Source organism: Streptomyces sp. RKAG337 (genome assembly GCF_023701715.1).
In the GTDB taxonomy this organism is placed as follows: domain Bacteria; phylum Actinomycetota; class Actinomycetes; order Streptomycetales; family Streptomycetaceae; genus Actinacidiphila.
This window is the reverse complement of the sequence record NZ_JAJOZA010000001.1, coordinates 1,131,299-1,150,503: the sequence shown is the minus strand read 5'-3', so window position 1 is coordinate 1,150,503 and position 19,205 is coordinate 1,131,299. Positions and strand designations below refer to the sequence as shown.

At 71.6% G+C, this 19,205-nt stretch carries 18 protein-coding genes and 1 pseudogene; 11 read left to right on the top strand and 8 right to left on the bottom strand.

Annotation, left to right across the window (positions count from 1 at the left end; translation table 11 throughout):
* Nucleotides 1-4: 4 nt before the first annotated feature.
* Genes hpnH through LNW73_RS05045 form a run of 5 tightly spaced genes read left to right on the top strand, consistent with a single transcriptional unit; the run spans nt 5 to nt 5,868 of the window.
* Nucleotides 5-1,030, top strand: coding sequence for an adenosyl-hopene transferase HpnH (gene hpnH, locus LNW73_RS05065; RefSeq protein WP_250989093.1), 1,026 nt, complete (start codon nt 5-7; stop codon nt 1,028-1,030).
* On the top strand, nt 1,027-1,275 hold the full coding sequence (locus LNW73_RS05060) for a hypothetical protein (protein ID WP_250978513.1): 249 nt from the start codon (nt 1,027-1,029) through the stop codon (nt 1,273-1,275). Before hpnH ends, LNW73_RS05060 begins: the two co-directional genes overlap by 4 nt.
* 36 nt (nt 1,276-1,311) lie before the next feature.
* A complete protein-coding gene (gene dxs, locus LNW73_RS05055; protein ID WP_250989092.1) occupies nt 1,312-3,237 on the top strand; it encodes a 1-deoxy-D-xylulose-5-phosphate synthase in 1,926 nt (641 codons plus the stop codon).
* Nucleotides 3,224-4,648 carry an aspartate aminotransferase family protein gene (locus tag LNW73_RS05050; protein ID WP_250989091.1) on the top strand — a complete coding sequence of 475 codons (1,425 nt, stop codon included), beginning with the start codon at nt 3,224-3,226 and terminating at the stop codon, nt 4,646-4,648. The genes dxs and LNW73_RS05050 overlap by 14 nt, the downstream gene beginning before the upstream one ends.
* A 17-nt stretch (nt 4,649-4,665) precedes the next feature.
* Nucleotides 4,666-5,868 carry a serpin family protein gene (locus LNW73_RS05045; protein WP_250989090.1) on the top strand — a complete coding sequence of 401 codons (1,203 nt, stop codon included), beginning with the start codon at nt 4,666-4,668 and terminating at the stop codon, nt 5,866-5,868.
* A 15-nt stretch (nt 5,869-5,883) separates the two neighbouring features.
* On the opposite strand, the gene LNW73_RS05040 is transcribed toward LNW73_RS05045, so the two are convergent.
* Nucleotides 5,884-6,738, bottom strand: a complete 855-nt coding sequence (locus tag LNW73_RS05040) for a tyrosine-protein phosphatase (protein ID WP_374118037.1) — start codon at nt 6,736-6,738, stop codon at nt 5,884-5,886.
* Between the two features lie 163 nt (nt 6,739-6,901).
* Here LNW73_RS05040 and LNW73_RS05035 point away from each other — a divergent pair, with 163 nt between their 5' ends.
* The gene (locus LNW73_RS05035; RefSeq protein WP_250989089.1) at nt 6,902-9,001 is read left to right on the top strand and encodes an alpha-galactosidase; all 2,100 of its coding nucleotides are present in this window, start codon (nt 6,902-6,904) and stop codon (nt 8,999-9,001) included.
* A gap of 79 nt (nt 9,002-9,080) precedes the next feature.
* Nucleotides 9,081-9,872: an SGNH/GDSL hydrolase family protein gene (locus LNW73_RS05030; protein WP_250989088.1), complete on the top strand. Its 792-nt coding sequence runs from the start codon at nt 9,081-9,083 to the stop codon at nt 9,870-9,872.
* 228 nt (nt 9,873-10,100) lie between these two features.
* On the opposite strand, the pseudogene LNW73_RS36280 reads toward LNW73_RS05030, so the two are convergent.
* Nucleotides 10,101-10,325, bottom strand: a pseudogene (locus tag LNW73_RS36280) (ATP-binding protein); the annotation flags it as partial.
* Nucleotides 10,326-10,560: 235 nt separating this feature from the next.
* On the opposite strand from LNW73_RS36280, the gene LNW73_RS05020 reads away from it, so the two are divergent.
* From LNW73_RS05020 to LNW73_RS05010, 3 genes are all read left to right on the top strand, one after another.
* Complete coding sequence (locus LNW73_RS05020; protein ID WP_250989087.1) at nt 10,561-11,427, top strand: helix-turn-helix domain-containing protein; 867 nt, start codon at nt 10,561-10,563, stop codon at nt 11,425-11,427.
* Nucleotides 11,428-11,430: 3 nt separating this feature from the next.
* Nucleotides 11,431-11,664 (top strand): DUF397 domain-containing protein, encoded by a 234-nt coding sequence (locus LNW73_RS05015; protein ID WP_250978521.1) that lies wholly within the window; start codon nt 11,431-11,433, stop codon nt 11,662-11,664.
* 70 nt (nt 11,665-11,734) lie between these two features.
* Nucleotides 11,735-12,541, top strand: a complete 807-nt coding sequence (locus LNW73_RS05010; protein ID WP_250989086.1) for an SAM-dependent methyltransferase — start codon at nt 11,735-11,737, stop codon at nt 12,539-12,541.
* On the opposite strand, the gene LNW73_RS05005 is transcribed toward LNW73_RS05010, so the two are convergent.
* Genes LNW73_RS05005 through LNW73_RS04980 form a run of 6 tightly spaced genes read right to left on the bottom strand, consistent with a single transcriptional unit; the run spans nt 12,514 to nt 18,656 of the window.
* Nucleotides 12,514-13,386: an STM4011 family radical SAM protein gene (locus LNW73_RS05005; RefSeq protein ID WP_250992807.1), complete on the bottom strand. Its 873-nt coding sequence runs from the start codon at nt 13,384-13,386 to the stop codon at nt 12,514-12,516. The genes LNW73_RS05010 and LNW73_RS05005 overlap by 28 nt on opposite strands.
* 38 nt (nt 13,387-13,424) lie before the next feature.
* Nucleotides 13,425-14,822, bottom strand: a complete 1,398-nt coding sequence (locus LNW73_RS05000; RefSeq protein ID WP_250989085.1) for an STM4012 family radical SAM protein — start codon at nt 14,820-14,822, stop codon at nt 13,425-13,427.
* Entirely contained in the window at nt 14,819-15,631 is an 813-nt protein-coding gene (locus tag LNW73_RS04995) for an STM4013/SEN3800 family hydrolase (RefSeq protein ID WP_250992806.1), read from the bottom strand. Before LNW73_RS04995 ends, LNW73_RS05000 begins: the two co-directional genes overlap by 4 nt.
* Before the next feature lies 1 nt (nt 15,632).
* On the bottom strand, nt 15,633-16,772 hold the full coding sequence (locus LNW73_RS04990) for an STM4014 family protein (protein WP_250989084.1): 1,140 nt from the start codon (nt 16,770-16,772) through the stop codon (nt 15,633-15,635).
* Complete coding sequence (locus LNW73_RS04985; protein WP_250989083.1) at nt 16,753-17,703, bottom strand: STM4015 family protein; 951 nt, start codon at nt 17,701-17,703, stop codon at nt 16,753-16,755. The genes LNW73_RS04990 and LNW73_RS04985 overlap by 20 nt, the downstream gene beginning before the upstream one ends.
* A complete protein-coding gene (locus LNW73_RS04980) occupies nt 17,700-18,656 on the bottom strand; it encodes an STM4015 family protein (RefSeq protein WP_250989082.1) in 957 nt (318 codons plus the stop codon). The genes LNW73_RS04985 and LNW73_RS04980 overlap by 4 nt, the downstream gene beginning before the upstream one ends.
* Before the next feature lie 161 nt (nt 18,657-18,817).
* On the opposite strand from LNW73_RS04980, the gene LNW73_RS04975 reads away from it, so the two are divergent.
* The gene (locus tag LNW73_RS04975) at nt 18,818-19,144 is read left to right on the top strand and encodes a hypothetical protein (protein ID WP_250989081.1); all 327 of its coding nucleotides are present in this window, start codon (nt 18,818-18,820) and stop codon (nt 19,142-19,144) included.
* Nucleotides 19,145-19,205 lie beyond the last annotated feature (61 nt).

Sequence of the window (19,205 nt, the reverse complement as noted above, 5' to 3'; positions counted from 1 at the left end):
CTAGATGGCTATGCCGCTCCGCCAGTCCATCCGGGTCGGAACGTACCTCATGGAACAGAAGCTCCGACGCCGTGACAAGTTCCCCTTGATTGTGGAACTGGAGCCGCTGTTCGCCTGCAACCTGGCCTGCGAGGGCTGTGGAAAGATCCAGCACCCGGCGGGAGTCCTCAAGCAGCGCATGCCGGTCGCCCAGGCGGTCGGCGCGGTGCTCGAGTCCGGCGCCCCGATGGTGTCCATCGCCGGTGGCGAACCCTTGATGCACCCCCAGATCCACGAGATCGTGCGCCAGTTGGTGGCCAAGCGGAAGTATGTCTTCCTCTGCACCAACGCGCTGCTGATGCGCAAGAAGATGGACAACTTCAAGCCGTCCCCGTACTTCGCCTTCACCGTGCACATCGACGGGCTGAAGGAGCGGCACGACGAGTCGGTCGCCAAGGAGGGCGTCTTCGAGGAAGCGGTCGAGGCGATCAAGGAGGCCAAGAAGCGCGGCTTCCGGGTCACCACCAACTCGACCTTCTTCAACACCGACACCCCGCAGAGCATCATCGAGGTCCTCGACTACCTCAATGACGATCTGAAGGTCGACGAGATGATGATCTCGCCCGCCTACGCCTACGAGAAGGCACCCGACCAGGAGCACTTCCTCGGCGTCGAGCAGACCAGGGAGCTGTTCAAGAAGTCCTTCGCGAACGGCAACCGCCGGAAGTGGCGGCTCAACCACAGCCCGCTCTTCCTGGACTTCCTGGAAGGCAAGGTGGACTTCCCGTGCACCGCCTGGGGCATCCCCAACTACTCGCTCTTCGGCTGGCAGCGCCCCTGCTACCTGATGGCGGACGGGTATGTGCCCACGTACCGGGAGCTCGTCGAGGAGACCGACTGGGACAAGTACGGCCGCGGCAAGGACCCGCGCTGCTCCAACTGCATGGCGCACTGCGGCTACGAGCCGACCGCCGTACTCGCCACGATGGGCTCCCTCAAGGAGTCGCTCCGCGCCGCCCGCGAGACGGTGGCCGGAAACCGCGGGAAGTGACGACCGCGATGTCGGGGATCGAGCCGGTAGCGCTCGGCCTGCCCGGGGTACCGGCCCGCCCGCTCCCGATGCGCCGCCCCTCGCGGCGCACCGGGAGCGGGCCGGTCGCGTTGGGTGGCAGCGCCCCGACGATCGCGAGGGCGGCGGCCGCGGCCGGCACGCCGGTCGAACCGGCGATGAAGATCGCCGAGCAGATGGAATCCGACGGCGCGTTCTCCGGGGTACCGGAAGTCACTGTCGGCTGACCGCAGCAATCCCGGTAGGGGGGAACGAGGTCCATCGTGTCGATACTGGAGAACATCCGGGGCCCGCGCGACCTGAAGGCACTGCCCGAATCCCGGCTCGACGAACTCGCCGCCGATATCCGCCACTTCCTCGTACAGGCGGTGGCCAGGACCGGCGGCCATCTCGGACCCAACCTGGGCGTGGTCGAGCTGACCATCGCCCTGCACCGGGTCTTCGACTCGCCCGCCGACCGCGTCCTGTGGGACACCGGTCACCAGTCCTACGTCCACAAGCTGCTCACCGGGCGGCAGGACTTCTCGAAGCTGCGTGGCAAGGGCGGCCTGTCCGGCTATCCGTCACGCGCCGAGTCCGAGCACGACGTCATCGAGAACAGCCACGCCTCGACGGTGCTCGGCTGGGCCGACGGCCTCGCCAAGGCCAACCAGGTGCTGGGCCGGCCCGACCATGTGGTCGCGGTCATCGGTGACGGCGCGCTGACCGGCGGGATGGCCTGGGAGGCGCTGAACAACATCGCCGCGGCCAAGGACCGGCCGCTGATCATCGTCGTCAACGACAACGAGCGCTCCTACGGGCCGACGATCGGCGGCCTCGCCAACCATCTGGCGACGCTGCGCACCACCGACGGCTACGAGCGCTTCCTCGCCTGGGGCAAGGACGTGCTGCAGCGGACCCCGGTGGTGGGCCAGCCGCTCTACGAGTCCCTGCACGGGGCGAAGAAGGGCTTCAAGGACGCCTTCGCCCCGCAGGGCATGTTCGAGGACCTGGGGCTGAAGTACGTCGGACCGATCGACGGGCACGACATCGCGGCCGTCGAGTCCGCGCTGCGCCGCGCCGCACGCTTCCACGGGCCGGTGCTCGTGCACTGCCTGACCCAGAAGGGCCGCGGCTACGCGGCGGCGGAGCAGGACGAGGCCGACCGCTTCCACACCGTCGGCGCCATGAACCCGCTCACCTGCGAGCCGCTCGCGCCGTCCAGCGGCCCCTCGTGGACGTCGGTCTTCGGCGCCGAGATGCTGCGGATCGGCGCGGAGCGCCCGGACGTCGTCGCCATCACCGCGGCCATGCTGCAACCCGTCGGGCTCGGCGCGTTCGCCGCCGCGTTCCCGCAGCGGGTCTACGACGTCGGCATCGCCGAGCAGCATGCCGCCGTCTCGGCGGCGGGCCTGGCCACCGGCGGGCTGCACCCGGTGGTCGCCGTGTACGCGACGTTCCTGAACCGGGCGTTCGACCAGGTGCTGATGGATGTGGCGCTGCACAAGTGCGGTGTGACGTTCGTGCTGGACCGGGCGGGCGTCACCGGCGTGGACGGGGCCTCGCACAACGGCATGTGGGACATGTCGATCCTCCAGGTCGTCCCCGGGCTGCGGATCGCCGCGCCGCGCGACGCCGACCAGCTGTGCGCCCAGCTGCGCGAGGCCGTGGACGTCGATGACGCGCCCACCGTCGTCCGGTTCCCCAAGGAGACGGTCGGTGCGGCGGTGCCGTCCCTGGAGCGGATCGGCGGCCTCGACGTCCTGTGCCGCGGCCTTCGCCAGGACGTGCTGCTGGTATCGGTCGGGGCGCTCGCCGGCACCTGCCTGGCGGTCGCGGACCTGCTGGACGAGCGCGGCCTCGGCGTCACGGTCGTCGACCCCCGCTGGGTCAAACCGGTCGACGCCGCGCTGCCGCCGCTCGCCGCCGGGTTCCGCATGGTGGCGGTCGTCGAGGACAACAGCCGTACCGGCGGCGTCGGTTCGGCCGTCGCGCAGGCGCTGCGGGACGCGGACGTCGATGTACCGCTGCGCGACTTCGGCATCCCGCAGGACTTCCTGGCCCATGCCAAGCGCGGCGAAGTGCTCGCCGACATCGGACTCACCCCGGCCGAGATCGCCGGCCGGATCAGCGCCACGCTCGCCCGCCGCAACGGGGCCGGCGACGTGGGCGACGCACTCAAGGAGCTGGCACCCGATGACACCGTCTGAGTCGCAGCCCGTAGAGCCACCACCCGTGGCCAAGGGCTTCGACCTCGCGACCCTCCTCGCCGAACGCGGCGGCGAGCGCTACGACCTGCACACCAGGCACCTCAACCATCAACTGCCGCGCATGCTGCACACCATCGGCTTCGACAAGGTCTACGAGCGGGCCGAGGGCGCGCACTTCTGGGACGCCGAGGGCCAGGACTACCTCGACATGCTCGCCGGCTTCGGGGTGATGGGCCTGGGCCGGCACCACCCCGTCGTCCGCAAGGCGCTGCACGACGTCCTGGACGCGGGGCTCGCCGACCTGACCCGCTTCGACTGCCAGCCGCTGCCAGGTCTGCTCGCCGAGAAGCTGCTCACCTACAGCCCGCACCTGGACCGGGTGTTCTTCGGCAACAGCGGCACCGAGGCCGTCGAGACCGCGCTGAAGTTCGCCCGATACGCCACCGGCAGGCCGCGGATCCTGTACTGCGCTCACGCCTTCCACGGGCTGACGACGGGGTCGCTGTCCGTCAACGGCGAGGACGGCTTCCGCGACGGCTTCGCCCCGCTGCTGCCCGACACCGCGATCCCGCTCGGCGATCTGGACGCGCTGGCACGGGAGTTGAAGCGCGGCGACGTGGCCGGACTGATCGTGGAGCCGATTCAGGGCAAGGGGGTCCACGAGGCCCCGCCCGGCTACCTCCGCGCGGCGCAAGAGCTGCTGCACCAGCACAAGGCGCTGCTGATCGCCGACGAGGTGCAGACCGGCCTCGGGCGGACCGGCGACTTCTACGCCTACCAGCACGAGGCCGGGGTCGAGCCCGACCTGCTGTGCGTCTCCAAGGCGCTGTCGGGCGGCTATGTGCCGGTCAGCGCAACACTCGGCAAGGACTGGATCTTCAAGAAGGTCTACTCGTCGATGGACCGGGTCCTGGTGCACTCCGCCAGCTTCGGTTCCAACGCCCAGGCGATGGCGGCCGGGCTCGCCACCCTGTCCGTCATGGACGACGAGGGCGTCGTCGCCAACGCCCGGCACACCGGCGACCTGTTGCGCACCCGGCTGGCCGCCCTCGTCGACCGCTACGAGCTGCTGCGCGAGGTGCGCGGGCGCGGCCTGATGATCGGGATCGAGTTCGGCAAGCCGACCTCACTCGGCCTGCGCAGCCGCTGGGCGATGCTGCAGGCCGCCCGCAAGGGCCTGTTCGCGCAGATGGTGGTGGTTCCGCTGCTGCAGCGGCACCGGATCCTCACGCAGGTCTCGGGCGACCACCTCGAAGTCATTAAGCTGATCCCTCCGCTGATCATCGACGAGTCGGACGTGGACCGCTTCGTCGAGGCGTTCACCGCCGTGATGGACGACGCGCACGGTGGCGGCGGGCTGATGTGGGACTTCGGGCGGACGCTGGTCAAGCAGGCGGTCGCCAATCGGTGAGAACGGGGTGGCGAGTGATGGACACGGCGACGGTGCGGGCGGTCAACGCGTTGACGGCGCGATGGGCGGGGGTGGCGGTCACGCCGGGGAACGGCACCGCGTTCAGCGCGGTCGGCGTCTGGCCGTTGCTGGCCTTCCTCGGCGGCGCGGCGGACGGCCCGGCCCGCGCCGAGCTCGAGCAGGCGCTCGGCGTGCCCGCGGACCAGGCCGTCGAGCACGGCCGCGCGCTGCTGGAGGCACTGGGCGCGGCCGACGGCATCGACACGGCGCTGGGCGTCTGGACGAAGCGGGAGGTGCCGCTGCGCGAGGAATGGGTGGAGCGGCTTCCGCTCGGCGTCGCCGGGCGGCTGACCGGCGACGCGGCCGTGGACCGCAAGGAACTCGACGCCTGGGCCGCCCGTAACACCCACGGCCTGATCGAGGAGATGCCCGTCGAGCTGGACGCCTCGACGCTGATGGTGCTCGCCAGCGCGCTGTGCGTACAGACCCAATGGCAGCAGCCGTTCACCCCGAGGACGTTGGAGCCGAAGCGCGGCCCCTGGGCGGAGCGCAAGGTCGCGGGGCTGTCCCGGTCCGGCTCCGATCTGGGTCTGCTGGGCGTCGCGGCGACGCCGGCGGGAGCGCTCACCGTCCTGGACGTCCAGGGTGCGAACGGCATCGACGTCCGGCTGCTGCTCGGCGAGGAGACCGCCGGGGCCGGGGACGTACTCCGGGCGGGTACCGAGGTGCTGGCCGGGGCGTACGAGGTGGTACCCGGCGGGCGGCTGGCCGAGGGACTCCCGGGGCCCGGAGTCGCGATCCAGAAGATCACCAGTTTCAGCTCCGACCCGCAGCTGTACACGACGACCGCCGCCTTCACCGTCAGCGACGACCACGACCTGCTGCAGCGTGCGGAGTTGTTCGGCCTCGGCGCGGCCCGAGACACGGGCCGCGGTCACTTCCCGGGGGTCAGCGAGGTGCCGCTGGCGGTGGCCGCCGCACGGCAGTCGATCACGGCCTCGTTCAGCGCGGAGGGTTTCGTGGCCGCGGCCGTGACCGCATTCTCCATGGTCGCGGGCGGGGCACCGCAGAAGAAGGCGAAGTTCGTGGCCGTGACCTTCGACCGCCCCTTCGGCTTCCTCGCCGTGCACCGCGCCAGCGGGCTGGTGCTGACCGCGGGCTGGGTCACCGACCCGCACGACGCGGTCATCGACGAGCGGTGGGGCGGGGGCGGCTGGTGACCCGGCGGCCGTGTCTCAGGCGTCCGTGAGGAGCAGCTCGCGCAGTCGCGCGCGCCGCTCCTCCGTACAGCCCAGGCCCTCCGACAGGTAGTGGTCGACGGAGCCCCAGCGCTCGTCGATGGTGTCGAAGGCGGCGGTGAGGTACTCCAGCCGGGCCTCGAAGAGCGGGCTGAGGAGCTTCATGATCTCCGGGTCGATGGCGGAGCCGGTGGCGCCGTCGCCGCGCTGGACCTTGTAGCGGCGGTGGGCGGCGTTGCTCTCCAGGTAGTCGGCCTCGATGTCGGCGCGCTCCACGCCGAGGGCGAGCAGGATGATCGCCATCGACGTGCCGGCCCGGTCCTTGCCCGCGGCGCAGTGCAGCAGGGCCGGGACGGCGGGCTCCTCGGCGAGCAGTTCCAGCATGCGGCTGTGCTGGGCGGTGCGGTCCAGGATGAGCTGCCGGTAGGCGGTGGTCATCCGCTCGGCGCCCTTGCCGTCGCCGAGGGCGTCGCGCAGCGCGTCCAGGTCGCCGTCACGGACGGTGTGCCAGAAGTCGGCGCCGTGAGCCGGGTCGCTGAGCGGCATGTTGACGTTGCGGACGCCCGGCAGATCGACGTCGGGGCCTTCCATCCTGATGTCGTCGGCGTTGCGGAAGTCGAAGACCGTGTGCAGGCCGAGGGTGGCCAGGAAGGCCGCGTCCTCGTCGGTGGTGTGCGCGAGGTGACCGCTGCGGAACAGCTTCCCCGGCCGGACCCGGCGACCGTCGGCGGCCCGGAGACCGCCCACGTCACGGAAGTTTCGGACACCGGTCAGTACCGGCTCGGCACCGGGCGTGGTGCCGGTCCCTGCTTCGGTGTCGGTGGCGGGGGTCTGCGGCAGCTGCTGGGTCACCGGCGCTCCTTCGGGTCACGGCTCAGAGCTCGGGGCTGAACCTCAGCCGACGATACGACACCGGGCCCGCTGACGTACCGGCCGGTATGTGTCCGCGGCGCCATTGCCTTCGGCTCCCGCGCGCGTGACGATGTTCGGACGTGATCGGAAAAGGGGAGTTCTGATGATTGAGACGAGCGGAACCGGGCGGCTGTGGCTGCTCTCCGGTCCCGGCAGCAGCTACGCCGTGCATCTGACCGAGCGCGACGAGCTGCTCCACCTGCACTGGGGCGCCCGGATCCAGCTCGCCGACGCCGAGGCGCTGGCCGCGGAACCGCTCCCTGGCGGGAGCTCCTTCGAGTCACCGCTCGACGGCCACGAGGAGTACCCCGTCGAAGGCGGCCCGCGCTTCGTCCGGCCCGCGCTGTCGGTCCGTGACGCCACGGCGCGCGGCACCGAATGGTGCTTCGAGGAGGCGGAGACCGAGGACGACGAGCTGCGGCTGCACTTCCACGACTCCGTCCACCATCTCGACCTGACCCTGCACTACCGGGTCCGCACAGGCTCCGACGTCGTGGAGCGCTGGACCACCGCCACCCACGTGGCCAACGGGCACGCCGGCCCCGTCGAGCTGCTGCGCGCCGATTCCGCCGCCTGGACCCTGCCGGAACGCGACGGGTGGCGGCTGTCGCACCTGCACGGCCGCTGGGCGGCCGAGACCCGGCTGGCCAGGACCGGGCTCACCGCGGGCGAGAAGGTGATCGGCAGCCGGCGCGGCCACACCGGCCACCACCACCTGCCGTGGATCGGCCTCGACGCGGGCGACGCCGGCGAGGAGCACGGCGAGGTGTGGACCGCCGCGCTCGCCTGGTCCGGCTCCTGGCGCATCGCCGTGCAGCAACTGCCCGACGGCCGGGTGCAGGCCACCGGCGGCGCCGGCCACGACGACGCGGGACTGCTGCGGCTGGAACCGGGGGAGTCCTTCACCACCCCGGTCTTCGCCGGGCTCTACACCGACGGCGGCTTCGGCGCCGCGAGCCGCGCCTGGCACGCCCACCAGCTGGCCCACGTGATCCCGGACGCCGAACAGCCACGGCCGGTGCTCTACAACTCGTGGGAGGCGACCCGCTTCGACGTCGGCGAGGAGCAGCAGCGCGAACTCGCCCGCCGGGCCGCGGCGATGGGCGTCGAGCTCTTCGTCGTCGACGACGGCTGGTTCGGCGCCAGGACCAGCGACCGCGCCGGACTGGGCGACTGGACCGCCAACCCCGACCGGTTCCCGAACGGACTCAAGCCGCTCGCCGACGAGGTGCACGCCCTCGGCATGCGGTTCGGCATCTGGGTGGAACCGGAGATGGTCAACGCCGACAGCGACCTGTACCGCGCGCACCCGGACTGGGTGCAGCACCACAGCGGACGGCGGCGTACCGAGTTCCGCAACCAGCTCGTCCTCAACCTCGCCCGCGAGGACGTGCGCGAGTACCTCTGGGAGCAGTTGGACGCGCTGCTGCACAGCGCCCCCGTCGACTACGTGAAGTGGGACTTCAACCGCTGCTTCACCGACGCCGGCTGGCCCGGTGAGCCCTACCCGCAGCGGCTGTGGGTCGACCATGTGCACGGCCTGTACGGGCTGCTCGACCGGCTGCGGGCCGCGCACCCCGGCGTCGCCTTCGAATCCTGCTCGGGCGGCGGCGGCCGGGTGGACCTCGGGATCCTGTCCCGTACCGACCAGGTGTGGACCTCGGACAACACCGACCCGCTGGACCGGCTGCCGATCCAGTACGGGTTCAGTCAGCTGCACCCCGCCCGGGTGATGGCCGCCTGGGTCACCGACAGCCCCAACCGCATACTCAACCACCGGGTCAGCAGCCTGCGCTTCCGCTTCGTGAGCGCCATGGCCGGGGTGCTCGGCGTCGGCGGCGACCTGACGGCGTGGAGCGAGCGGGAGCTGGCCGAGGCCGCGGACTGGGTCGAGCTCTACAAGGAGATCCGGCCCGTCGTGCAGTACGGCGACCTGTACCGGCTGCGCGCGCCCGGCGACGGCGGGCTCAGCGCCGTGCAGTACGTGCACGGCGACGAGATCGTCGTCCTCGCCTGGCTGCACTCCCAGTCCTTCGGCGAACCGCAGCCGCCGCTGCGGCTGCGCGGCCTCGACCCGGCGTCCGCGTACCGGGATCCCGCCACCGGAACCGTGCACCGCGGCGCCGTGCTGGCCACCCGCGGACTGCGGACCGGGCTGGCCGGCGACCTGGACGCGGCCGTATTCCGGCTGCGCGGAATATGACCTCGTGTTCTAAATCACCCCGCGTCAACCCCCGGTTACGATGGCGTAGGTCACTTCCGGAAGGGGAGTATGGGCTGCCGTGGCTGACGATTCGAAAACAAACAACAGTGGCGCGATCGGGTCGTACACCGCGGTGGGGGACAGCTTCACCGAGGGCGTCGGCGACCCTGGTCCTGACGGCGCCTTCGTCGGCTGGGCCGACCGCCTGGCCGTTCAACTCGGCGACCGGCGACCCGAACACGACTTCCGCTATGCCAACCTCGCCGTGCGCGGCCGGCTGCTCGACCAGATCGTGGCCGAGCAGGTACCACGCGCCAAGGAGCTCGCACCGGACCTGGTGACGTTCTGCGCGGGCGGCAACGACATCCTCCGGCCGGGCAGCGACCCGGACGATGTGGCCGAGCGGCTGGAGGCGGCCGTCGCCGACCTCAACTCCTCGGTCGGCACGGTGCTGATCTGCACCGGCTTCGACACCCGTGACGTCCCGGTGCTGCGCCATCTGCGCGGCAAGATCGCGACGTACACGGCGCACGTCCGGTCGATCGCGGACCGCCAGGACTGCCCGGTGCTCGACCTGTGGTCGCTGCGCTCGGTGCAGGACCGGCGGGCGTGGAGCGGCGACCGGCTCCATCTGTCCCCGGAGGGCCACACCCTGGTCGCGCTGCGCGCGGCGCAGGTGCTGGGCCTGCCCGTGTGCGCCGATCCCGAGCAGGTCTGGGAGCCGGAGCCGGTGCGCGCACCGGGCGAGGTACGGCGCGACAACATCCACTGGGCCCGCGAGCACCTGGTGCCGTGGATCGGCCGCCGGCTGCGCGGCGAATCCTCCGGCGACCACGTCGAGCCCAAGCGTCCCGACCTGCTGCCGCTGTAGGCAGCGGGCGGGAGTCGTCACGGGCCGTCGGCAGTGGGGCGGTCGTCGCCGACGGTTCGGGAACGGTCGGGCAGCGGCGTGGGGACGGTCAGGGGTGCCGGCGGGCGGGCGGGCAGGGCAGCTCGGCCCAGACCACGCGCCCCTCGCCGTCCTCGGCCGGGCCCACCCCCAGGACTGCGCCAGAACGCTGACGAGCAGCAGTCCGCGCCCGCACTCCTCGTCGACATCGGCGGTGCGGGTGCGCGGCTCGGTCCGCCCGTGCCCCTGGTCGGTGACCTCGACGCGCAGCACCCGGCCCAGGGCCAGCAGTGAGCAGGTGATCTTCTCGCTGTCGGTGTGGCGGACGGCGTTGGTGAACAGCTCCGTCACCACCAGCCCCGCGTCGTCGGTGACTTCGAGATCCACACCCCAGTCCCGCAGACGCGCGCGGACGCGTCCGCGCGCGTCCGCCACTGAGGCGTTCTGCGCGGGCAGCCGGAAGACGTCATGGCGGCCGGGAAGGACCGGGCCGTCATGACGTGCTACCCGGAGAGCGTCTTGGGAAGCAGCCACTCCGCAACTATGAGGGTCGCGCCGAACACATGGCAAGGTCCGATCTGTAAATTACACAATCGCCTGTACGGTCTGTTCGGTCCACTGACGGCATGGCACACTGCGTACCACCGAGGGAAGTTGGAGGAGGAGACTCGTGGCGGAAGCACGGCCGGGAGGCGCCCCGACCGTACTGCGGGTGGTGCTCGGCAAACGACTCCAGGACCTGCGGGAGAAGGCGGGCCTCTCCTACGAGCAGGCCGGTCTGGCTCTCGATGTCACTCATGCCACGATCCGCAGGATGGAGAAGGCCGAGGTCGGCCTCAAACTGCCCTACGTCGAGAAGCTGCTGCAGACCTACGGAGTCACGTCTCCCACCGAGGTCAGCGGCTTTCTCGCGCTCACGCGCGAGGCGAACCGGCCCGGCTGGTGGCACCGCTTCCGTGACGTCCTGCCGGAGTGGTTCAGCGCCTTCGTCAGCCTGGAGGGCGAGGCCAGCATCATCCGCGCCTACGAGCCGCACTACGTACCCGGGCTGCTGCAGACCGAGGAGTACACGCGTGCGGTGCTGTGGGCCGGCATGCCGCACGCCTCCGTCGACGAGATCGACCGCCTGGTGGCACTGCGCCTGGAGCGCCAGGCGCTGCTCACCCGGGAGAAGGCACCTCTGCTGTGGGTCGTGATGGACGAGACGGTGCTGCGCCGTCCCATTGGCGGCGTGGACGTCATGCGCGCCCAGATCGCGCACCTGGCCGAGCTCACCGAGCTGCCCAACGTCCGGCTGCAGGTGATGCCGTTCACGGCGGGCCCGCACTCCGCGATGTACGGGCCTTTCCACATCTTCCGGTTCGAGATCCAGGAACTCCCGGACATCGCCTACACCGAGAGCCTGATCGGCGGCGCGTACTTCGACGAACGCGACGACGTGTCGGCCTTTCTGGAGGCGCTGGACCGGATGTGCGCGCAGGCTGCGCCGGCACAGAGCACCAAGGCCATCCTCGGTGGCATTCGCAAGGAGATCTGACCCATGGGTCGCATATACAACGGCATGCCCGCGAAGGACCTCGGTCACGAGGGCTGGCGGAAGCCGTGGAGCGGCGGCAACGGCGGCAGCTGCGTCGAGGCCAAGAAACTGAACGACGGCCGGGTGGCGCTGCGCCAGTCCACCGACCCCGACGGCCCGGCGCTGATCTACACCGATCTTGAGATCTCCACGTTCATCCAGGGCGCGAAGGCCGGCGAAGCGGACTTCCTCCTGTGACGGTCGTGACCATCATGCGCACCGCCGTCGCTGCCGCGGCCGGGCGAACAGAACCGAACCGGAGGACGGCGTGACCGACCAGGGATTTCCCGTCGACGAGATAGACACCAGCATGCCGCACCCGGCCCGCATGTACGACTTCTACCTCGGCGGCTGGGACAACTACGAGGTCGACCGGATGGCCGCGCAGCGGGTCATCGACGTCCTCCCCGACATCATCCCGGGGGCGCGCGCCAACCGTCACTTCCTCCACCGGAGCGTGCGCTTCCTGGCGGAGCGGGGCATCCGCCAGATCATCGACATCGGCACCGGCATTCCCACCTCACCGAACACCCACGAGGTGGCGCAGGCCGTATCGCCCGATGTGCGGGTGGCCTACGTCGACAACGATCCGATCGTCGCCACGCACGCCGGAGCCAGGATGACCGGCAGCGGGAACACCGAGTTCTTCCTCGGTGACGTGCGCCGGCCGCGCACCATCCTGGACCACCCGACCATCGGCAAACTGATCGACTTCGACCAGCCGGTCGCCGTCCTGCTCATCGCCGTCCTGCACTTCGTCACCGACGAGGAGGACCCGGCCGGCATCGTGGCCACCCTGCGCGACGCACTGCCCGCGGGCAGCTACCTGGTGATGTCGCACGCCACGGCGGACTTCCACGGTGGCAGCTTCCCCGAGGTCAGCAAGATCTACGAAAAGGCCACCGCCACCCTGAACGTGCGCAAGCGCGTCGACATCGAGCCCTTCTTCGACGGATTCGACCTTCTCGAACCCGGCCTGGTACAGGTCCCGTTGTGGCGGCCCGACGGAGCGGGCCCGACGGCCGATGAGGTCAGCCGGGTCGGGTTCTACGGCGGAGTGGCCCGCAAGAGCTGAACGTGTGGCGCGGGGATCCGTTCCAGCACGCCGCCCGCGAACGTGTCGTACAGCGGTAGCGACTCCAGATGGACATAGCCGATGTGGCACTCGCAGACGGCGAGCGGGCACGCCCGCGGCCGCAGCGCCCGGCGGTACGAGCCGTCGTAGAGGTTGCCGAGCTCGGCGGGTACGAAGTGACAGCGGCGGACGGTGCCTTCGCCGTCCACCGAGATCACCGACTCGCCGGTGCGGCAGGGCAGTCCCGCGCTGCGGTGCGGGTGCCGGCTGTAGGGGAAGAGCGGGTCGATGGCCGTCCACCCGTCCGCTTCGGCGTCCGTGTACGTGTGCCCCTCGGCCGCGTTGATCCACAGATAGACATGGGCGGGAAGGTCGGCGCGCAGCCGCCGGGCCTCGGCGAGATGCTCCGGGAGGCCGACGACGCCCACACTGTGCCGGACCGAGCGGTCCGCCAGGTCCCGGCACTTGGCGAGGAACCGGTCGTACGGCGTCTGGCCGGGGTGGTACGTGCACCACAGTGCGAGGGTGTTGGGGTCGGCGTCCCCCAGCCAGTCGGTGCGGCAGCTGAGATTGGTCTGGATCGCCACCCGCCGGATGTGCGGCAGGTGGCTCAGCTCCGCGAGGGTGCGCCGGTACCAGGAGCGCACCAGGCCCTCGCCCCAGGGCGTGAAGAGCAGCGACAGCCGGTCGCCGCTCTGTGCCGTGGCCCAGCCGGCGAAGCGCTCCAGGGCGGCGCGGTCGGCGCGCAACTGCTCCCGGCTGTCGCGGCGCTTGGCGAACGGGCAGTAGGGGCAGTCGTAGTCGCAGCTCGCGAGTGGACCGCGGTAGAGGATCGACAGATCCATCGAGGCCGGTGCGTCGTTCGGGTCGGCCGTGGGAGTGCTCATTTCGCGTCGTACCCCGCCATGAGGGCGCGGACGGGGTCCGAGAAGAGGGCGGGGCCGACCGCGTCGGAGTGCGCCAGCCCTTCCGCGGACAGCCGCAGCCGCTCGGGGGCGGCCGTACCGTCGAGCCAGCCCGCGGTGGCGAACCGGCCGAGCTCGACGGGGAAGTCCTGCTCAGGGCCGGTGCCGAAGCGGGCCCGGTAGTCGTCCACCGGCATGCCCCCGGCCTGGAGCAGCGACTGCAGCAGATGGCGGCGGCGGGGCTCGTCCCCGTTCATCCGCCGGCCGAACTCGGCGACGGCGAACTGCTGGGCGGAGCGGGTGGTGTAGTCGTCGATGATCCCCCGGATCTCACTCATGCCGACCGCGTAGTCGAAGGAGTAGTGCAGCGCGGAGGTGTACGAGCGGGCGCCGCAGCCGAGGCCGATCATGCCGTCGGTCTGGCATGCGTAGTCCTCGCCGCCGGTGGCGGGCGCGCCCCGGCGGCGGAACATCCGCATCGACACCTGCTCGTAGCCCTGGGCCAGGAGGTGGTCACGGCCGAACCGGTACAGGCGCAGCCGCTGCTCGTCCCATGCCGTCTCCGCGTCGGCCGTGTCAGTACCCATGCCGGTGCTCAGGCGGCCGAGGCCGGTCAGCGGGCGTACGTAGAGCGGGTAGAGGTACAGCTCCTCGGGCTGCCAGGCGAGGGCGGCGTCCAGGGACCGCCGCCAGCTGCGCTCGGTCTGGCCGTCGATGCCGTAGATCAGGTCGATGTTGAGGACGGGGATGCGGGCGTCGCGGATCCGGGCCAGCGCCGCCTCGACGTCGGCGCGCCGCTGCGGGCGGACCGCGGCGCGCGACTCGGTGTCGTCGAAGCTCTGCACCCCGAGGCTGAGTCGGCTCGTGCCGCGGTCGGCGAGGACCGCCAGCCGGTCGGCGGTCGCCGTGGCCGGCGACGCCTCGACCGACAGCGGGATCGCCCGCAGGTCGGCGCCCATCCGCAGTTCGGCGATGTCGCAGAGCCGCTCCAGTTCTGCGGCGTCCAGGAACGTCGGTGTCCCGCCGCCGAAGGCCGCCGCCGCGAACCGCGGTTCGCCGCCGGACGCGTCGAGCGCTTCGCGGACCGCGCCCGCCTGGCGCTCCAGGGCGTCGAGATAGCGGGTGGTGAGCCCCTCGGGGGCGCCGATCCGGGTGAAGAGGTTGCAGAAGCCGCACCGCACCTCGCAGAACGGTATGTGGGCGTAGAGGGAGAGCGCGCCCACCGGTTCGCCCGCCCACAGGTCGCGCAGCGGCGGCCGGTCCCGCAGCTTCCGGTACGCGGTCTTGTGCGGGTAGGCGTAGACGTAGCTCTCGTACGGCCGGGTGCCGGTGTCGGTGGCAGTGGAGGTCGCGGGGTCGATCGTCGTGGTGCTCATCGCTGTGCCTCGGCCTCAAGGAAGAAGTGGGCGTAGGGGACGGTCCAGACGGCCTCATGGCCGAGCCGGTGGCCGGTGAAGCCGTCGTCGCCGTACGTGGTGCCATGGTCGGAGCAGACGATCGCGAAGCAGCGGCGGCGGCTGCTCGCCGCCGTGAACAGCCGGCCGATGTGCCGGTCCACGTACTCCAGCGCCGCGGCGTGCGTCGCGCGGGAGTCGCCCGCCTCGCGGGTGGCGCCGGGCAGATGGAACCAGTTGGGCTGGTGCAGTGCCGAGACGTTCACGAAGAGGAAGAGCCGCTGCTCGTCGGGCAGCCCGGCGACGACCTCCTCGGCACGGGTGATCTGCGCCTCGAAGGAGGTGGGGGAGGGCACGCCGAACTCCGGCTCCCAGTGGCTCTCCTGGAACATCCCGGGCAGCACGGACCCCAGGGGCGCCTGCTTGTTGAAGAAGCCGACGCCGCCGATGCACACCGTCCGGTACCCGGCCGCCGCCAGACCCGACACCAGGTCGGGTGTGTCGAACACATAGGTGCCGTCCGCTGTCGTCTCACTGCCGGCGAAACGGGCCGCGAAGAGCCGCGGATGCGGTCCCGGGGTGGCCGGAGTCGGCAGGAAACCGGCGAAGATGGCCTGGTGGGAGGCGTACGTGAAGCTGCCCGGCGCATGCCGCCGCTCCCAGCCACCGGGGGGCAGACGGGCGGCGAGATGCGGGATCCGGCCCGCCGCCGCCAGCTCCTGGGCCACGTCGAAGCGCAGCGTGTCCAGAGTGACGAGCAGCAGGTCGTGACGGCCCACGATCTCGTTCATCTCAAGCGGCGGCTGTGGCACGGTGGCGCTCCCTGCGTAGGACGGCGGCCACCTGGGCGGCGTAGGTGTCCTGCTCCTCGGCGCCGCTGCCGGGCAGGCCCGTCAGACGGGGCAGCAGGTCGCCGAAGGCGTTGACCTCGCCGACGGCGAAACGCCGCCAGCCGGTGCCGGGCAGTACGTCGACCCCGACGCAGAGCGTTCCGGGGAAGCAGGCCGCGGCCTGCTCGGCGATGCCCGTCACCGTCTCCCAGCCGAGTCCGGCCGCTTCGGTGGCGGCGCGCGCCGCATCGAGGTCCCCGCGGGCGCCGCCGAGATGGAGATTGGTCATCGGGGAGCGGCTGGTGCGCACCACCGCGTGGGTCGCCCTGCCGTCCACCACGACGACCCGCAGATCGGCGGCCCTGCCGTGCTGCGCCGCCTTGGGCAGCCAGCGCTCCACATGCAGCCCGTCCCCGGCCAACGCGTCCACCAGCGCGGCGACCTCGCGCTCGTCCTCGTAGCGCCGCACGCGCAGCGAGTTGAAGAGCCGTCCGTCGGTGGTCCGCTCCACCGACGTCGTCGCCCGGAGCCGGCCGGGCCCGCCGAACTCCAGGGCGAGCACGCCCGACGCGGACGAGCCGTGCGCGGGCTTGACGAAGGCGCGCGGCAGGCGCGCCGCGCGCAGCTGCTCCCTGAGGTCGTCCCAGCCGTGCACGGGCGCGGTGAGCGCGGGCGGTACGGGGACGCCGGCCGCCAGCAGCCGGGCGTGGCAGCGCCGTTTGTCGAACAGCACGGCGACGTCCTGCGGATCGTCGAGCAGCGTGGCGCCCGCCTCCACCGCGGCCCGCGCCACTGCCCGTACGGCGCCGGTGAACCGCCGGTACCAGACGGCACTGCCCTCGACACGGGTCGGATCGCCGCCGCCGCGCAGCGCCCGGTCGACCTCCGGGTCCTCGCCGGGGGAGTCCACCCGCACGATCTCGCCCGGCGTGAACCCGTACGCCCCGCGCAGCACATCGCGCCAGGCCACGATCCGGGGCGCGGGGAGTCCGGCGGCTCGCACGGCGTCGGCGAACATCGTCACCCGGCGGTTGCCGGGATTGCCGACGACGGCGAAGCGGACGTCGGAGCGGACAGTGGGGCTACTCGGAGACGGCGACATAGCGCCACTCCTCGTCCTCGTCCTCATCCTCCGCGCTCTCCTGCTCGGAGAGGTCCACCGCCACCCCGGCGGCGCCGAGTTCGGTGCTGACGCGCTCCATGACCGCGTCGCTCAGGTAGTGGTGACTCAGGTCGAGACGGGTCAGATGGGTGAGCGGCTGCCCGCCGAGCAGGGCGGCGGCGCCTTCGTCGCTGAGCACGCCCATCGAGAGGTCGAGCGAGGTGAGCTGGGCGACGACCGGGGCGGCGGCCACGGCCGCGGCGATCTCGTCCTGCAGTTCGCTGTTCTGCAGCCCGAGATGGCGCAGGGCCGGGAAACGGCCGCCGGCCAGCACCGGGGCGAGGTCGGCGACCGTGGAGTCCCCGCCGTACTCCTCGACGCCCAGCCACAACTCCAGGTGTTCCAGGGCGGGAAGCTCACTCGCGGCCACGGCACGCACGACGCTCCCCGGCAGACCGCCGGACTCGAACCGCAGCACGCGCAGCGCGGTGTGCCGCACGGGCGCCAGGACCAGGGCGTCGTCCCCGGTGTTACCGCCGCGCACGCCCAGTTCCTCCAGGAGCGGGAAGGCCTCCAGTACGGGGGTGATGTCGGCCATCAGCAGCCAGGAGATCTCGCAGGACTCGCCCTCCACATCGGCGAGGAACAGCGCGCGCAGACCGGGCAGCCGGGCCGCGTCGGCGGTGATCAGTTCCACCACCGGGCCCAGGCTCGTGTAGTCGCCGTCCCACCAGGAGCCGATCACCAGGGAGGTGACCTGCTCGGTGTCCACCGCGTCCAGGAAGCCGCGCCACAGTTCGGGGAACGCCGTGTCGGCGCCGTAGCCGCATTCCAGCCCCCAGGCGACGCTGTCCGCGGCCGGCAGGCCGTCCGCGGGGCCGGCCGGATTCGTCAGGGCGTGAACCGGCAGGCCGGCGAAGGTGTCCCTCATTCCGCCACCGCCGTGAAGCGGTGCACGACACCGTCGTTGTTCCAGCTGCGGCCCGGCTCCGACAGGTCGACCTCGACGCCGGCGGGCACCAGCGTGTCGCGCAGCCGCGCGGCGATCGGGTCGCTGAGGAAGTGGTGGTGCAGGTCGAGCCACTGCAGATGGGTGAGGGGCTGGCCCTCCAGCAGCGCGGCCGCGCCCTCGTCGGTGAGGACGCCCAGGGACAGGTCCAGGGAGCTGAGCCGGGCCACCACCGGGGCGGCGGCGACCGCGGCGGCGATCTCGTCCTGGATCTCACTGTTGCGCAGCCCCAGATGGTGCAGCGCGGGGAAGCCGCCGCCGGCCAGTATCGGGGCGAGATCGGCGACGGTGGCGGTGCCGCTGTACTCCTCGACGCCGAGCCACAGTTCCAGGTATTCCAGCGCGGGCAGCTCGCTCGCCGCGATGCCCCGGACGACCTCGGCGGGCAGACCGCCGGCCTCGAACGTCAGGGTGCGCAGGTGCTCGTGCCGCACCGCCGGGAACAGCAGACCGGTGCCGCCACGGGCGCCGAACTCCCGCAACTCCGGATAGGCCGCCAGGACGGGAGTGACGTCGGACTGCTCGATCCAGGAGATCTCGGCCTGCTCCTGCTCCAGGTCACCGATGAACACGGCCTCCAGCGCGGTCAGCTGGTCCTTGGCGTCGACGAGGTCCTCGACGATCCCGGTGGAGTCGTCCTCGTAGGCCTCGCCCCACTGGCCGATGATGATCGCCCGCACCCGGGAGGGATCCACCGTGTCCAGGAAGCGGTCCCAGACGTCCCCGAACTCCTCGTCCGAGTCGTCGTTGTAGGGATCCGCGGCGAGCCGCCAGGCGACGGTCTCCGGCGCGGGCAGCTCGTCCTTGCTGTCGGGCCCGGGGAAGTCGAAGGCAGGAAGGCCGTGCAACTCCTGCAGATGCTCTACGGCTGACATGACGCGGGTCTCCTGACACGGGCGGGACGGGTCTGACGACTGATCTGGGAAAAGTTCTACCAAGCCGCACTGACAACGCCGACGGCGGGCGTTGTCAGACCGGCGGCGTAGCTTCTGGACATCGGCGGCCGCAGGGTGCGGACGGCGGAGGGGAGCGTGCTGTGTACCGGCAGGGGGACGTGTTGATCATGCCGTTGGAGGCGGGGGAACCGCCGCGCGGAGCAGAGGCGTTGGCGCGCCAGCCACGGGACGGAAAGGGGCGGCTGGTGCTCGCGCTCGGCGAGGTGACCGGGCACGCGCACGCGGTCGTCGGGCCCGGCAGCCTGCTCCGCGAGCCCGGTCCGTTCGGCGACGCGTTCCTCCATCTCCCGGACGGCGGGCGGGTGGTGCACGAGGAGCACGCGGCGATACCGCTGCCCAAGGGCTGGTTCCGGGTGGTGCGGCAGCGCGAGTACGTGCCCGGCGCCGTACGCGTCGTGGCGGACTGACGGTGCGCGGCGGTGCCGCGCGACCGGCGGGGGGAGTGCAAGTGACCGAGGACGAGGGGCG